Source organism: Pseudomonas sp. RW407 (genome assembly GCF_003176655.1).
GTDB lineage: Bacteria > Pseudomonadota > Gammaproteobacteria > Pseudomonadales > Pseudomonadaceae > Pseudomonas > Pseudomonas delhiensis.
Map to the genome: position 1 here is coordinate 1,973,884 of NZ_QGSL01000107.1, position 15,608 is coordinate 1,989,491.

Genomic DNA, 15,608 nt, shown 5'->3' on the forward strand with positions numbered 1-15,608 from the left:
CGCCCTGGTCCTGCTGCTCGCACTGGGCGGCGCGCTGCCGCTGCAGGCCGCCGAGCAGGACGACGCCACCGGCGCCACGCCAGAGGCCGCCACCGACAAGGGCAACACCCAGGCCACCGCCCTGGGCAAGGTCACGGTCACCGCCCGGCGCCGCGAGGAAGACTCGCAGAAGGTGCCCACGCCCATCACCGTGCTCGACGGCGCCACCCTGGAGAACCAGCGCATCACCAAGGTGCAGGACCTGCAGCAGGTGCTGCCCAGCGTGAACGTCGCCTACATCCACGCCCGCCAGTCGAGCATCGCCGTGCGCGGCATCGGCAACAACCCGGCCAGCGACGGCCTGGAAGGCTCCGCCGGGGTCTACCTGGACAACGTCTACCTGGGCCGCCCGGGCATGGCGGTGTTCGACCTGCTGGACATCGAGCAGCTCGACCTGCTGCGCGGCCCCCAGGGCACCCTGTTCGGCAAGAACACCACCGCCGGCGTGCTCAACATCAGCACCCGCGCGCCGACCTTCACCCCCGAGCGCACGGTGGAGGTCTCCGGCGGCCAGGAAGGCTACTTCCAGGGCCGCGGCACCGTCTCCGGGCCGCTCACCGACACCCTGGCCGGTCGCCTGTCGGTGTACCGCACCCGCAGCGACGGCTACATCACCAACATCCACGACGACAACAAGCTCAACGGCGGCGAACGCCAGGGCATCCGCGGGCAACTGCTGTACAAGCCCAGCGAGGACTTCAGCCTGCGCTGGATCAGCGAGTACAACGAGGAGGACTCCAGCAACGGCAGCATGGTCGTCTACGGCGCCGCACCGCGCTTCTGGCAGCGCGCCGCGCTGGTCGGCGCCTCGCCGATCGCCGACCCGGACCGGCACAAGGTCAACATCGACAGCCGCCAGCACGTCAGCGTGCACCAGGGCGGCAGCTCGGTGGAGGCCAACTGGAAGCTGGCCAACGACTTCACCCTGACCTCCATCAGCGCCTACCGCTTCTGGAACTTCACCCCGGCCAACGACGAGCAGCTGAACGTCTCGGCGATCCGCAACACCGGGGTGGCGGTGCGCGACCGCCAGTTCTCCCAGGAGATCCGCCTGGCCTCGCCCACCGGCGGCGCCTTCGACTACGTGGTCGGCGCCTACGCGTTCAACCAGAACCTGGGCAACAAGACCTTCACCGACTACGGCCCGCTGGCCGACAGCTACCTGCTGGGCACCAACCTCAACGCGCTGAACAACGCTTCCAGCAAGGCCAACGGCAAGATCGAGACCGACAGCTTCGCGCTCTTCTCCCAGGGCACCTGGCACCTCACCGACAAGCTCGACTTCACCGCCGGCCTGCGCGGCACCTACGAGGAGAAGGACGCCAAGGTGAAGCGCTACGCCCCGGTGGGCGGCGCCCCCGTGACCGGCGCCGGCGCGGTGGTGCGCAACGGCCAGCTGGGCGCCTACGACTCCGGCGACCTCAGCGTGTACAGCTTCGCCCCCTCGGCGCTGCTCAGCCTGAGCTACCAGTTCAGCGACGACCTGCTGGGCTACGCCTCGCTGTCCCATGGCGAGAAGTCCGGCGGGGTGAACCTGGCGGTGGCCAGTGCGCCGAGCGCCGGCGCCGACTCCCTGCTGGTCGGCCCGGAGCGGGCCAACGACGCCGAGCTGGGCCTGAAATCGACGCTGTTCGAGCGCCGCCTGCAGCTCAACGCCAACCTCTTCTGGACCGGCATCCACGGCTACCAGGCCACCACCCTGTACCAGCCGGCCGGCTCCTCCCAACTGGTGCAGGTGCTCTCCAACGCCGGCAGCGTGCGCTCCCGCGGCCTGGAGCTGGAGGCCACCGCCTTGCCGATCCGCGGCCTGACGCTGAACTTCAACGGCTCCTACAACGACGTCACCTACCTGTCGTTCAAGGACGCCCCGTGCCCGGCGGAGATCAGCACCCAGCCCGGAGCCCCGGCCAGCTGCGACCTCACCGGCAAGCGCGTGGTCGGCGCCTCGAAATGGATCGCCAACCTCAACGGCGAATACAAGTGGCAGCTGGCCAACCGCTTCGAACCCTACGTCAACGCCAGCTACTCGTACCGCTCCGAGGCCGAAGGCACCCTGGACGACTCCGACCTCTCGAAGATCCCCGGCTACGGCCTGGCGAACTTCTCCGTCGGCGTGCGCCACGACCTCGGCGACGGCCAGCTGGACGCCTCGGTCTGGCTGAAGAACGCCTTCGACAAGGACTACTACCTGGCCGCCTTCGCCAGCATCAACGGCTCCTACACCGCCTCGGTGGGCCAGCCGCGCACCCTGGGCGCCTCGGTCCGCTACGACTTCTGATCCCACTCGCCGCGCGGCGCAGTCCCGCGCGGCCCCTTGCAGTACCACCTACAGCAATGAGGAAAACCAGATGAGCAACGCAGCACACGCCGTACAACCCGCCGTACGACTCGACATCCACCCGGTGGCCGGGCGCATCGGCGCCGAGATCCGCGGGGTGACTCTGTCCGGCAGCCTGGACGCCGCCACGGTCGAGGCCATCCAGGCCGCCCTGGTCGAGCACAAGGTGATCTTCTTCCGCGGCCAGGGCCAGCTCGACGACCAGGGCCAGGAGGCCTTCGCCAAGCTGCTCGGCGAGCCGGTGGCGCACCCGACGGTGCCGGTGCGCGACGGCACCGAGTACCTGCTCGAACTGGATGGCGCCGAAGGCCGCCGGGCCAACTCCTGGCACACCGACGTGACCTTCGTCGAGGCCTACCCCAAGGCCTCCATCCTGCGCAACGTGGTGGCCCCGGAAGCCGGCGGCGACACCGTATGGGCCAACACCGCCAGCGCCTACGACGACCTCACCGACGAGCTCAAGGCGCTGGCCGACAAGCTCTGGGCCGTGCACAGCAACGAATACGACTACGCCGCGGCCAAGCCCAACGCCGACCCGGCGCGCCTGGAGCACTACCGCAAGGTGTTCACCTCCACCGTCTACGAGACCGAGCACCCGGTGGTGCGCGTGCACCCCATCAGCGGCGAACGCAACCTGCTGCTGGGGCACTTCGTGAAGCGCCTGAAGGGCCTGTCGCAGCACGACTCCCAGCACCTCTTCGCGGTGCTGCAGAGCCACGTCACCCGCCTGGAGAACACCGTGCGCTGGCGCTGGCAGGCCGGCGACGTGGCCATCTGGGACAACCGCGCCACCCAGCACTACGCGGTGGACGACTATGGCACCCAGCCGCGCATCGTGCGCCGCGTGACCCTGGCCGGCGAGGTGCCGGTGGGGGTGGACGGGCAGCGTAGCCGGACCGTCAAGAAAATCTGAAAGCACACCCTCTCCCTAACCTCTCCCTGAAGGGAGAGGGGACTGGATCGGCGTGAAGCGAAACCATGGTTGGATCCTGCAGACGCGGTAGCAGGACAGCACAGAAGACGCGCTTCGCACGGATACCCCCTCTCCCTTCAGGGAGAGGGCCGGGGAGAGGGTGACCCAAGCCTGACACGGAGAACCAGACCATGAGCCAATCCGCCGCCCTCAAGGCACCGCAAGAAACCCCGATCGAACCCTTCGCCATCATCCCCCTCGACGCCCCGCTGGGCGCCGAGGTCCGCGGCCTGGACGCGCGCCAGCCACTGACGCCGGAGCAAATCCTGGCGATCAGGCAGGCCCACCGCGAGCACCACATCCTGATCTTCCGCGACCAGCAGCTGGACGACGAGCAGTACCTGCGCTTCGCCACCCTGTTCGGCGCGGTGTTCCAGCCGCCGGCGGACGTGCCGGTGCTGTCCTCCGGCGCCGACGGCAAGGCCCCGGACATCGTCAAGGTGGCCAACACCGGCGATGGCGAGCTGGGTAACTTCGCCCTGCCCGCCCACGTCGACCACCAGTGGACGCCGCTGCCCTCCTCCGGCTCCTTCCTATACGCCCTGGAAGTGCCGAACAGCGGTGGCGAGACGCACTTCACCAACCTGGCGCTGGCCTATGAAAGCCTGGACGAGGCCACCCGCCAGGAGATCGACGGCCTGCGGCTGATCAACTACAACCCCTTCGTGCGCCTGAAGAACGGCTACGCCGGCGGCTTCGTCACCTACCGCACCCCGGACATCGAGCCGATCCAGGGCACCGAGCACCCGCTGGTGCGCACCCACCCGGAAAGTGGCAAGCGCGTGCTCTACCTCAGCGTGCACACCGAGGTGGAAATCCCCGGTCACGAGTCGCAGCAGGGCAAGGCGCTGATCGAGCGGCTGCGCGCCCACCTGCAGCGCCCGGAGCTGAGCTACACGCACAAATGGAAAGTGGGCGACATCGTCTGGTGGGACAACCAGGCCACCCTGCACGGCCGCAACGCCTTCCCGGCCAGCGAGCGGCGGCGCCTCAAGCGCATCAGCCTGGGCGGCAGCCGGCCGTTCTGAGTTTTTCGCGGGCAAAGAAAAAGCCCCTGGCCTATGGCCAGGGGCTTTGCGAAGTGGTGGGTCGTGTAGGATTCGAACCTACGACCAATTGGTTAAAAGACAATTGGACTAGGCGCGTCTAGGAAGGGGTTCTCCGGCCCCACCATGCCCAGGGCTCTAGGCACGCAGCCTCTAATGCAACCCACATTAGAGGCACTAGCAATGAAAAAAGCAGGGATTGTTTCCACCAAAGGCGGCACCGGCAAAACGACCAGTTCGACCAACCTGGGCGCTTTTATCGCTGATGCTGGCCTGCGTACCCTCCTGATTGACCTCGATCCGGTCCAACCTTCCGGCTCTTCCTACTACCCCCTGAGTCACGAAGCTCCTGGCGGTCTTTACGACCTCCTAGCCTTCAATGTCACCGATCCGGAACGGATCATCTCCCGGACCAACATCCCCGGCCTGGATGTGGTTGTCTCCAACGACATCAACAACCAGCTGAACAACCTCCTACTCCAGGCTCCCGACGGGCGGTTGCGACTCGCCAATCTGATGCCAGCTTTTGCTGACCTGTACGATCTGGTGCTGTTCGACACTCAGGGCGCACGCTCGGTCATGCTGGAGATGGTAGTGCTGGCCTCTGACGTCGCCCTCTCACCCCTGCCCCCGAACATGCTGGCTGCCCGAGAATTCAACCGCGGCACTATGCACATGATGGCGGGCCTACATACTTACAGCCGCCTGGGGCTGAACATCCCCCACATAAACATCATCATCAATGGGCTCGACCATACGGCAGACGCCCGCCAGATCCACGAGACGGTCCGCGAAGTATTCGATGGCAATGCAGACGTCTCCGTGCTGGATACCATCGTCCCCCAGGCGGTCGTTTTCAGAATGGCCGCCTCGCAGGGCATTCCTGCCCACCGTCTGCAATACAGCCAGCCTGCCAATCGCCAGGCGCCGTCCGCACTGAGCATCATCCGCAGCCTCGCCATCGAGGTTTTTCCCGAGTGGCGCGACCGCTTCGAGGCGATGACCGAGGAGAAGGTCGCCCGGATCGTCAAGGGAGGCCGCTGAGATGGCGAAGAAATCTGTCGATATCACCCATGCGAGCGGGATCACCGCCGAAGTGGTGCTGAATCTGGGCGGGTTGTACACCGCCAAGGACCTCCGCAGCGTCCAGACAAAGCTGACCTCTGTGTCTGGTGAGCTTCGCAAGATCGGGCATGGCTCTACGAGATCCGGCGTACTGGGAAGGCTCGGTGATCATTTGACCGAAGACCAACGACAGCTCCTGCTCGATGCCGCGAACCTGATCGACTCGGTCGGTAACAATGTCGTTCATGCCAAAGAAAAGCGCCAACGCTCCGAGAAGGAAGCGCAACGACGCCGGGAGGCTCGCGAGAAGCGCGCCAAGCAGCTTGTTACTGCTGAATTTCCCCTGCCAGCAGTTCCTAATGATCATGAGGACCTGCTGGAAATCGTAAAGACCGCGCTGATCTACAACCGCGCTCGCGTTTACCAAGCCTTCTACAGCCCCACTGAGTTCTGCCTAAAGCAGCGCCCAGAACTGGGCACACCTGGGGTGCGCTTCGGCACCAAGCGTGAACGGGACTATTCCGACCTTTTCCACAAAATCACCTACCTGCGGTCCGATCTGCTCGACGCTATTCAGGATGAGATTAGCTACGACGACGGTTCCGAAGTCGAAGAGCGCCTGGCCGCGATGAAAAAGCGGGTGGCTGACCAGGTCAGCCAAGCTGCTTTGACCAACCAAGAGAAGGAAGTAATCGAGCTGTGGCGCAAAGCGCTCGATAGCTTAACTCCGCCGGCTTCCTCGTCGAAGTCGCAGGAGGGTCAGGCATGAACGGTGATGCCAAGAAGCCAGTCACGCTGTCCATGTTGCATGGACGCCTGGCGACTATCCAACGCCAGGATGCGACTGCAGCCGATCTCCCCCTGTACGCCTCCATCAATGGAGTCGGCTTCGCACTTCACAGCAGCAACTTCCAGGTCTCCGAGAAGGGGGCCCTGGAGCTTTCTCTTTCCACCAAAGAAGTGCACTCGCCGGCGCTGGCTGGCACCCAGGGCGCCCTCGGCGCGGTCCTCAAGACCATGGATCACGCCCGCGCCGAGCATTCCCTCCAGTTCGGCCCACTGCTCAACTGCCCGTGTTGCGGATGTTTAGCTGAGCAAACTGATAGCGAATGTGGCCACCGCGTGGAATGTACCTGGTGCGGTCTTGCGACCGAAGTGGAGGTCGAAGCGGCAGAAGCTCGTCGCACCTGGAACACCCGGTTGGTACTCACCACCAGTTGCATCCAGGAAGAACACCTTGCAGCCCAGCGTGAAGCCGAGTTGATTTCGTGCGAGACACTGCAACAGCAGGCTTATAGTCAGGGCATGGAACGTGTTGGGGAGCTGATCACCTCGTTCCGTAACGCAGTTCTGAGCGAGGACCTCAGCGCAGCCATACGCGCCGAGCAGGAATTGCGAGAGGGCGTGATCGAAGGCTTCCGCATGCTGCAGCGCAGCACATTCATGCAACTGAATCCGGTGGCATGGGGCCGGACATCCGATCTAGGCAGAATCGTCGAGTGCAGGTGCGCATTCACTTGGAAGCCCCATGGTGATTATGTCGTACCTCTCTATGCCGCCCCTGTAGCGGATGTTCCTGACGACGTTCGCCGCGACATCGAGGAACTGCTCTGCGACGTCCTGCAGGGACACAACAGCATCAGCGCGCCGGATCACGCAGTTAATGTCGCCTACTGGCTGCACACCGGTCAGTCCGGATCCCCCCCTGTCACCGAGCAGCTGCCTTCGGGTGATAGCGATGCTGCTGTAGCTGCTATCGCCTATGCACTGGACCGTAGAACCGAAGAGACCATTGAGTTCTTGCGGTTGTGGAACGAAGGCGAATTCGACGTCCTACGCAAGGAGTGGCCGGATGCCCCTGAGGAGGTTTACATCGGCGCTAACTCTCTGTTCAAGCAGGAGGGACAAGCCTGATGGACAAGCAGAAAGCGTTGGACAAAGTAGCCAAGCTGATGGCCTTCGCCCACTCCAGCGGCGCCACTCCAAACGAGATCGAGACTGCACTCCGTCAGGCGCGCGCCCTCAAAGCCCAATATGACCTCGAGGCCGAGGAGGTCCGCGCGAGCCTGGTCGACGTTGCCAGCGTGCCAACCCAGACTCAACGCTCTCCCTCGGACTGGCATCACTCTCTGGCTCTGGTTTGCGCTGAGGCCTTCGACTGCAGTCACCTCTCCTACTACCGCCACGGCCATGGTTATCTCTTCAAGTTCCTGGGCAAGGGTGTAGGGCCAGACCTCGCTGCGTATACCTACAGCAGCCTGCTCCACCAGCTGCAGAAGGCTCGCCGCGAGCATGTCGCCCAGCTGACACGTTGCCAGTTGAAGACTAAGCGGCGTCGCGGCCAGCTGTTCGCTGAAGGCTGGATACGTGCTGTAGCTCAGAAAGTCGACCTGTTCGCCACGGGCATGGACAGCGAAACCCAGGTAGCGGTGAGTGTCTACCTGAGCCTCCACCACCCGAACCTCGAACACTCCACCATTGTCTCGACTCCGGCGAAGGGCCATGACCGCAGCTCGCTGTATGCGGGCTGGGAAGCAGGGAAGAAAACCCAACTGCATTGCGGTGTAGGCCGGGATCGCCAGGCTGCTATTGCCCATGGAGGTTCCAGATGAACCACCTGGACCTCATCCCTCCTCACTCGATAGAAGCCGAACAAGGCGTCCTCGGCGGGCTGATGCTGGACAACGAGGCGTGGGACCTGATCGGCGACCAGTTGCAGGAAATGGACTTCTATCGCCGCGAGCACCGACTGATCTTCAAAGCGATCACTGGCCTGGCCGAGAAGAACTGCCCCTTCGATATCGTCACTCTCGGTGAGGCGCTAGCCGACCATGAAGAGGTGGGTGGTCTGACCTATCTGGCTGAGCTGGCCAAGAACACTCCTTCAGTCGCGAATATCCAGCACTACGCCGGCATTGTTCGCAACCGGTCGCACCTTCGACAGCTGGTGACTTTGGGCTACCAGTGCTCGCGATCCGCCACCGACCAACAGGCTGACGCCAACGAAGTCCAGGAGACGATCGAGCAGCTGCTGTTCGCACTGGGTGAGGGCCGGTCGACCTCAGAGTTCGTGAACGTCCGCGACACAATGATCAAGGTCGTCGACCAGATCGACCAGAACTTCAACGGCAACGTCACGGTGACCGGGGTTTCAACTGGCTTGGACGATCTCGATGAGCTGACCTCGGGACTCCAGCCTGCCGACCTGGTCATCGTCGGTGCCCGCCCCTCAATGGGCAAAACCTCGTTCTGCTTGAGCATCGTCGACGCTGCGCTGAAGTCCCGCCCTGATCAGACGGTCCAGGTGTACAGCATGGAGATGCCGGCCCAGGCCCTGGTATACCGGCTGCTGGCCATTCTCGGTCACATCGACCTCTCCAGGCTGCTGAAGGGCAGGCTCGAGGAGGAAGACTGGCAGAAGCTGACCGGCGCCGTGAACCGTTTGGATGGGTATGGGACGCGACTGGTCATGGACGACACAGGCAACCTCACCCCGATGCAGCTTCGTGCCAAGGCGCGCCGAGCTGCTCGCCGCTACGGCAAGCCGTCATTGATCATGGCCGACTACCTGCAGCTCATGCGTAGCCCAGGCCAGGAGAACAGAGCCAACGAGATCAGCGAGATCTCGCGCTCGCTGAAGGCCCTGGCAAAAGAGATGGACTGCCCGGTTATAGCCCTTTCCCAGCTGAACCGAGATCTCGAACGCCGTCCGAACAAACGCCCCATCTGCGCGGACCTCAGGGACAGCGGCGCCATCGAGCAGGACGCGGACCTGATCCTCTTCGTGTATCGGGACGAGGTGTACAACCCTGATACAGAGGCCAAAGGCATCGCAGAGCTGATCATCGGTAAGAACCGTAACGGTCCGACCGGAACCGTCCGTACCGCCTTCATCCCCCAACAGACGCGATTCGCCAACCTCAGTGCGCATGAGCTGCAAGGAGCATTCGCATGACGTCCAGTCAACACTCCCCCATCACTCACTGGTGCCGCAACTGCGGGACGCACCACCCGTTGCAGAGCGTGCGCCAGTATGTTCCGGCCGAAACCTGCCCCGAAGGCGAAATCGAGCTCCTCACCTGCCCCGTATGCGGCAGCTACGACATTGAGGAGCTGCAGGAGGTATCCCATGCGCGCTGAGACTGCATTCCCTGCAATCGCCGCCGGCGTGCCGTTCGAAACCTCCGCTCTGGCCCACGCACATCGCGCTGGCCTGAATGCCATCGAGCTCGATTCCCTCAGCCAAGTCATCACGCGGCTCGGTCGTGACCACAGCACTGTTGCCCCTGCGGCGCTCCATAGCGAGCTCAGTGAGTTCGAGAAGCTCCAGTACATCGAGATCCGCGAGACTGACGCTGGCACCTTGGAGCTCAGCCTCTCTGCACCTGGAGCTCTGCTCTCCAACTACTTCTGGGCGGTCTGGGTTCCAAAGTATCTGTTCAGCTGCTCCCTCAAGGTCGGAGTGATCCCCGCCCTTTCGGGCCAGGCCGAAGCCCACCACTGCACCGTGGTGTTTCGCATCCCCGGAGCCAGGGAAGCAGCACGCGAATTTCTCACCGATCTGGCAACCCGCTACCCCGGAGACTCACCGGAGATCGTGGCCATCCAGGCCGGCGATGCACTCAATCAGGAGGTCGCACCATGAGCACCACCTCCCTTCAATGCATCGTGAAGTTCGACGGAGCTGGATTCTTCACCAACACAGTGAAGGGCAAGCGCGCGACCTGCACCTGGAGCGATGAGGTCGCTGCACAGCGCCTGGCCGATCGCCTCTTCGGCGAAGGCCAAGGGATGATCACCAAGCTGCCGGAGCAGGCCGGTGACAAGGCGAAATACATCGAGAGTCGCTGGAAGCTGTCTGGCTCTGCTCTGCAGGAGAACCAGTCATGCCTACTGGGGGCGCGCGATGATTGAGATCACTACCTTCCGTCCCCTGCACCGAATCCACAACAACGAGTTGCGGCTTGAGCTGCAACTGCGTGCTGGTCCCACCTGGATCTGCATGCACTGCGGTTATCACCTGGACGGCGGCGGAGAGATGCCGTGCCCGGACTGCGGAAAATGTCGCACGTGGACCAGCGGCTGGAATGTAGAGCGCGGTCATAGGTTCTGGCCTTGCCGCCAGGACTGGGAGGCACGTCTGTTCAACCAGTTCCGCACTACCGCGGCAGAGATATGCCCTGCAGGTGCCGGCGGCACCTTGAACCTCGAGCAGCTGCAGGAAGAACTCCGCATGCTTCGCTCTTCCCACGATCAGATTGCCTATCAGCGGCACCAGCTGGACAAGCATCTGAAGCGATTGGTGGAGCGCCTCCTCGAGGCCGCTCGAACTGACACCCTTCCTGCAGGCCTGCAGGAAATGGAAACCTGGCTGCAGCAGCAGGAGGAAACCGCCAATGCGTAATTTCCTCCGCGGCGCCCAGGAAGGTCTGAAGCGCCTGGTTATCACTGCCGAACAACTTGGATGGAGCGCAAGCCGCACCGCCGGCGGCCACGTCAAATTCAGCAAGCCAGGCCGACTGCCCATCTTCACGTCTTTCACCGCCAGCGACTGTCACTCGGCCCTCAACGCTCTTGCGCGAATCCGCCGCGCCGACGTTCAAGCGGCCCAATCGTCCTGCCAGGAGATCATCTAATGGCCCCGGAAATCCCCGCGGACAAGCGCACCCTCAACCAGTTCCGCCGCTTCACCGGCCGCGCCGAGGGGCTGTCGATCAGCTTCGAGGCGCACCTGCTGGGCAGCAAGGTGGAATACGACGAGGAGCGCGACGTGCTGACCATTCGAGGCCTGCCGACCCAGCTGCATGACCAGTTGAAGCGTCGGTGATCTGCCTGCTACCAGAATTCCGGAGAAACAACATGAGCGCTAAACGCCAAACCTCCAAAGAGCCTGAAGACAAATTCGTGGTCCGTTTCCCCTGTGGAATGAGGGAGCGCATTGCCATCCAGGCCAAATCCAACGAGCGGTCCATGAACAGCGAGATCCTCCATCGCCTGGATCGCGTCGACGAGTTGGAAACAGAGATCCAGCGGGCTAATCAGGTCATCGATCGGCTGCTGGCACAACAGCCGGCCGGTTCCGAACCCGCTAACGACGCTCGGGGGCACTGAATATGGCCGCGCCGATTTCGCTCAAGGATGCCATGAGGGATTCCATGCTCAAGCCTGGCTTCAAATCCGAGGCCGCTCCCGCAACGCAGCTCAGCGATCCTATAGTTGAGACACCGATGGTGCTGACGCTTGATGAAGTTCTACCCTTCGAAGATAACCCTCGGACGACGCGCAATCCGAAGTACGAGGAAATCAAGACATCCATCAAAGCCCGCGGCCTTGATACACCGCCCCCCGTTACTCGCCGACCAGGCGAGCAAAAATTCCGTATCCGCAACGGAGGCAACACTCGCCTGGCCATCCTGAAAGAGCTGTATCAGGAAACTGGTGATGAGCGCTTCTACCGGTTTCACTGCCTCTTCCGCCCCTGGGATCAAGCCCGGGGTGAGATTCTCTCCTTGGTCGGCCACTTGGCCGAGAACGACCTGAAAGGCGACCTCAAGTTCATTGAGCGCGCGGTCGGTATCGATAAAGCCAAGACCCACTACGAAGCTGAAGCTGGCCAAACAGTCTCTCAAAGAGAACTGTCGCGACGACTGGCCGCCGATGGCTACCCCATATCTCAATCTCACATCAGCAAGATGCTGGACGCCATTCGGTACTTATTACCTGCCATTCCTGGAATGCTTTACAGCGGTTTGGGTAAACCTCAGATCGAGAAACTGCTGTCGCTTCGTAAAACGTCTGCCGCTTGCTGGGCAAAGCACTACAAGGGAGAGGGAATCGAATTCGAGATGCTCTTCCAGGATGTACTTGCTCAGTTCGAGGGCGATCCTGAAGAGTTTATGTTCAAGCGCTTCCAGGATGAGCTGATCGGCCAAATGAAGTCCCCGCTCGGCCTAGGCTATGAAGATGTTCTGCTGGAAATCACCCAGCAGCAAGATCAACTGCGCCGTAGCACTCCGGTTGTCGAGCTACCGTCTCCTCCTACCACCGTGCCGCCAACGCCCCAATCCCCTGAAACTGGCGCGCCTGTCACTCCGCCCTCCTCCCTACCGCCGCAGAAAACCAGCAGGAGCTCCCCGGCGACCAACCCTCCGCCCCATGCACAGCGGCAAGAGACGCGGCTCACCACTACTCCTGACATCAACCAGATGACTGCCGAAGACCGGCAGGCTCGAATCGATGGTCATGTCGCCTCCCCTGCGAACATCAGCTCTCGTGTAGTGGAAATGAAGCAGAAGATGGCCGCGCTGGATGGCGAGCAACTGCCTGACTTCAATGCCAATGCACTCATCGCCATCCCGGTCCAGGCCGGTGGACTGCACCCCATCAGCGACCTCTGGTATATCGAGCGCGAGATTGACACCGCGGACCAGCTTCGTAAGCACATCGCCCAGATGGCCGTTGAGATCCTTCAGGCTGTTGGCGCCCCCGGTGACATCTTCGAGGTAGATGGCGGCATCGGGTTCTCCTACCGGCAGCCCCAGGAAGAAATTGAAATCACCGCGACTGCCCATCACACAGTGACGCTCCTCCAGTCACTCAGCGGTGCAACGGCAATCGCTCTGAAACTACTGGAGGATCAGCCTGAAGCACGTGATGGCCTGATGGAATTCGAGTTCGCTGCGGGTCTCGGCCAACTGCTCCTCGGGCAGCCGATGGCAAAGGACCAGGTCCCGGACGACCGAGGTCGACTGAGCGACGGCGCACTGGTCAAGTTGTTCCGGATCGTGCGCCTCGCCCGTCGCCTCATCGACCTGGAGATCCAAGAGCACGCTCAGCACACACCAGCCCTCGACAGCTAATCGCGGACGATTACGGGAGGGAATCGCAATGTCCAAGTCGCCAATAAACGAAGCTGTGCTGTCGCAGATACTGAACCTGATGCGCAACGGTCAGCTGAATCGCTGTATCGAGATGGGGCTTGCCCCCGAGGTACTGGGCCAAATCCAGCACCCTACCATCATGAGCCTGCTGCTCAATACCCCAGTCACCTGGGCCAAGGTCAGCATCGACGAGGCTATCGTCATGAAGCTGATCTCCGGCGCTGCGCGTTCTGAAGAAGAAATGCGGCTGATCGAGCGCGCAATTCGCCTGGGAGCAACCACGAATCTGCTCAACAAGTTCTTCGGACTGTCGCCTCAAGAAATTGCTCTGCAGCGTGCGGTCATCGGGGTGAAGACGCCTAGAGGTCGCTGGCCTGAGCTTTCAGAGGACCAAGACCACCTGGTCTGGCACAGATGGGTCCATCTGATGGAAGAGAACCAGGTCGACCTGAATGACAGCTTGGCCATGCTCGACGTTGCCATGCTGGTCGCTGAAGAGCTGATCACTGATGGGTTAACACTGGCTCAGATCTGGCACCGCATCAAGAACTGGATCAGCCAAGGAGTCTACCCGCCCAACAAGGAAAACCCATGGCGCCACAGCGCTCAAATGCTGCTACTCCATGAACAACAACCGGAGGTCACAGTCACCTCCGAGGAAGGCGACGACGCACGATGAAGCTCGCCCGGTTCCCCATTTCAACGCTCCTCGATTCGGCCTCGGGACACCTCGAGGCCCATTTGCAAAAGAAGAGAGCACAGGAGACCGCTACCCAGTCCGCCTCCCCTTCGCAGTACGCAGGGATCATCTTTAGCGGGAACCCCCATGAGACGGTTCCACGAAAATTGCTGCTCGACAACCGCCTGACGCCACTCGAAAGAAACTGCTGGCAGGTCTTCCGCTTGCTCGTCAATGAAGACGGCGTTACCGCATTCCCGACTTACGACCAGCTCCGCCCCTATCTGGGGATGAACCCCGGGAAACACGCTTCCAGGGAAACAGTATCGAAAGCATTGACCGTGCTCCGGCTCACACGCTGGCTGAGCCTAGGACGCAGAGTGCGCAATGAGGTAAGCGGCCAGGTGCAGGGCAACGTGTACCTCCTACATGACGAGCCTGTAACCCCAGCTGAAGCCATCGAGTTCGACAAGGACTACATGCAGTTGCTGCTCCAGTCTATGGAGCACCAGAACAAGTCCATCAAGGAAGTGGCGGAGATCTCCTGGCGCGAGTTCACCAGTGACCCGGACGTTGGACGCCGCCTCCCGACGCACGTCGACACGATTGCTGAACGTCTGAATGGTCAGGCGTGGGCAGTCAAGAGCAAGCTGCACGCCCTTCCAGCCCCTGAGTTCGGAATCCGAACTCAGAACGAAATCAGCGAGTCGTCGCTGAGTTCGGAATCCGAACTCAGTGCGAACCCTGCGAAACAAGGCGCTCTACCCCTGAGTTCGGAATCCGAACTCAGTGGAAATTCACCGAGTACACCCTCAGTTCGGAATCCGAACTCATATAGTACGTATACAGATACACACAAAGATGTTTGTAAAAGCTCTGTACTTCGCGCAGGAAACCCTGCAGCGAGCTGGCTGATCGCCTTGGAGACGCTCAGCGCTGAGGACCGCACGAAGGCCCGCGCGATCATGCAAACGGTCCCGGATGACCTGAGGGAATCCGTTATGGGCCAATGGGCGCACCGCTGCAACGAAGGAGGCGTCAGCAAGCCCTTAGCGTACCTGTCAAATCTTGCAACCCGGGCTATTCGAGGCGATTTCAACGCCGACTGGCAGCCCAGTACCCAACTGCAACCCAAGGCAGCCCAGGCACAACCGGCCGCCCCTACAGCACCGGCTACCCGCCCTCAGTCCCCGCCAACCAAGGCTGGGATGCAGACTGCCAAAGCAGCGATGGACTCGATCTGGCAACAGTTGAAACCACGGCAGGGGGGATCACCGACGGATTGATCAGCCATGGCGCCAAGCTAGGGCGCAAGGGAGAGCTGGGTGTTGTGGCCCAAAACACCCAGCCAGGTACGAAACGTCGGCGCCGAAGGCGAGCTGGGTTGTTCGGCCAGAATCACCCGACCGGGAACGGGACGTTGGTGCCGACGGCATGCTGGGTGATGGGGCCCACATCACTCGACTAGGACCTGGTCCTCGGCGCCGACGGCGAGCTGAGTGATTCCACTGGAATCACTCGACCAGGACCAGGTCCTCGGTGCCGACGGCGAACTGGGTGGTGCGGCCCGAACCACTCGACCAGAACC

Annotated in this window: 17 protein-coding genes and 1 pseudogene; all 18 read left to right on the top strand. The window is 62.2% G+C overall.

Features of this window, described 5'->3' with window-relative positions; all coding sequences use genetic code 11:
- Positions 1–2,317: TonB-dependent receptor (locus DK254_RS33050; RefSeq protein WP_109937383.1), on the top strand; the 2,317-nt coding region annotated here is incomplete at its 5' end.
- Between the two features lie 70 nt (positions 2,318–2,387).
- The gene (locus DK254_RS33055; protein WP_109937196.1) at positions 2,388–3,290 is read left to right on the top strand and encodes a TauD/TfdA family dioxygenase; all 903 of its coding nucleotides are present in this window, start codon (positions 2,388–2,390) and stop codon (positions 3,288–3,290) included.
- 191 nt (positions 3,291–3,481) lie between these two features.
- Positions 3,482–4,378, top strand: coding sequence for a TauD/TfdA family dioxygenase (locus DK254_RS33060; RefSeq protein WP_109937197.1), 897 nt, complete (start codon positions 3,482–3,484; stop codon positions 4,376–4,378).
- A 201-nt stretch (positions 4,379–4,579) separates the two neighbouring features.
- Complete coding sequence (locus DK254_RS33065) at positions 4,580–5,440, top strand: ParA family protein (protein WP_109937198.1); 861 nt, start codon at positions 4,580–4,582, stop codon at positions 5,438–5,440.
- Between the two features lies 1 nt (position 5,441).
- Positions 5,442–6,230 carry a hypothetical protein gene (locus DK254_RS33070; protein WP_109937199.1) on the top strand — a complete coding sequence of 263 codons (789 nt, stop codon included), beginning with the start codon at positions 5,442–5,444 and terminating at the stop codon, positions 6,228–6,230.
- The gene (locus tag DK254_RS33075; protein ID WP_109937200.1) at positions 6,227–7,375 is read left to right on the top strand and encodes a hypothetical protein; all 1,149 of its coding nucleotides are present in this window, start codon (positions 6,227–6,229) and stop codon (positions 7,373–7,375) included. Before DK254_RS33070 ends, DK254_RS33075 begins: the two co-directional genes overlap by 4 nt.
- Positions 7,375–8,073, top strand: a complete 699-nt coding sequence (locus DK254_RS33080) for a DUF2786 domain-containing protein (protein WP_109937201.1) — start codon at positions 7,375–7,377, stop codon at positions 8,071–8,073. Before DK254_RS33075 ends, DK254_RS33080 begins: the two co-directional genes overlap by 1 nt.
- Positions 8,070–9,416 carry a replicative DNA helicase gene (gene dnaB / locus DK254_RS33085; protein WP_109937202.1) on the top strand — a complete coding sequence of 449 codons (1,347 nt, stop codon included), beginning with the start codon at positions 8,070–8,072 and terminating at the stop codon, positions 9,414–9,416. The genes DK254_RS33080 and dnaB overlap by 4 nt, the downstream gene beginning before the upstream one ends.
- Positions 9,413–9,601, top strand: coding sequence for a hypothetical protein (locus tag DK254_RS33090; RefSeq protein WP_109937203.1), 189 nt, complete (start codon positions 9,413–9,415; stop codon positions 9,599–9,601). Before dnaB ends, DK254_RS33090 begins: the two co-directional genes overlap by 4 nt.
- Positions 9,591–10,106 (top strand): hypothetical protein, encoded by a 516-nt coding sequence (locus tag DK254_RS33095; RefSeq protein WP_109937204.1) that lies wholly within the window; start codon positions 9,591–9,593, stop codon positions 10,104–10,106. The genes DK254_RS33090 and DK254_RS33095 overlap by 11 nt, the downstream gene beginning before the upstream one ends.
- Positions 10,103–10,375 carry a hypothetical protein gene (locus DK254_RS33100; protein ID WP_109937205.1) on the top strand — a complete coding sequence of 91 codons (273 nt, stop codon included), beginning with the start codon at positions 10,103–10,105 and terminating at the stop codon, positions 10,373–10,375. The genes DK254_RS33095 and DK254_RS33100 overlap by 4 nt, the downstream gene beginning before the upstream one ends.
- Entirely contained in the window at positions 10,368–10,865 is a 498-nt protein-coding gene (locus DK254_RS33105; protein WP_109937206.1) for a hypothetical protein, read from the top strand. The genes DK254_RS33100 and DK254_RS33105 overlap by 8 nt, the downstream gene beginning before the upstream one ends.
- Positions 10,858–11,097, top strand: a complete 240-nt coding sequence (locus DK254_RS33110) for a hypothetical protein (protein WP_109937207.1) — start codon at positions 10,858–10,860, stop codon at positions 11,095–11,097. Before DK254_RS33105 ends, DK254_RS33110 begins: the two co-directional genes overlap by 8 nt.
- Positions 11,088–11,288: pseudogene (locus DK254_RS33115) on the top strand (nucleoid-associated protein); the annotation flags it as partial. The gene DK254_RS33110 and the pseudogene DK254_RS33115, both read left to right, overlap by 10 nt.
- A 32-nt stretch (positions 11,289–11,320) precedes the next feature.
- Entirely contained in the window at positions 11,321–11,572 is a 252-nt protein-coding gene (locus DK254_RS33120) for an Arc family DNA-binding protein (RefSeq protein WP_109937208.1), read from the top strand.
- Between the two features lie 2 nt (positions 11,573–11,574).
- Positions 11,575–13,320: a ParB family protein gene (locus DK254_RS33125; RefSeq protein ID WP_109937209.1), complete on the top strand. Its 1,746-nt coding sequence runs from the start codon at positions 11,575–11,577 to the stop codon at positions 13,318–13,320.
- Between the two features lie 28 nt (positions 13,321–13,348).
- A complete protein-coding gene (locus DK254_RS33130; RefSeq protein WP_109937210.1) occupies positions 13,349–14,020 on the top strand; it encodes a DUF2857 domain-containing protein in 672 nt (223 codons plus the stop codon).
- The gene (locus tag DK254_RS33135; protein ID WP_109937211.1) at positions 14,017–15,306 is read left to right on the top strand and encodes an STY4528 family pathogenicity island replication protein; all 1,290 of its coding nucleotides are present in this window, start codon (positions 14,017–14,019) and stop codon (positions 15,304–15,306) included. Before DK254_RS33130 ends, DK254_RS33135 begins: the two co-directional genes overlap by 4 nt.
- The last annotated feature ends 302 nt before the right edge of the window (positions 15,307–15,608 follow it).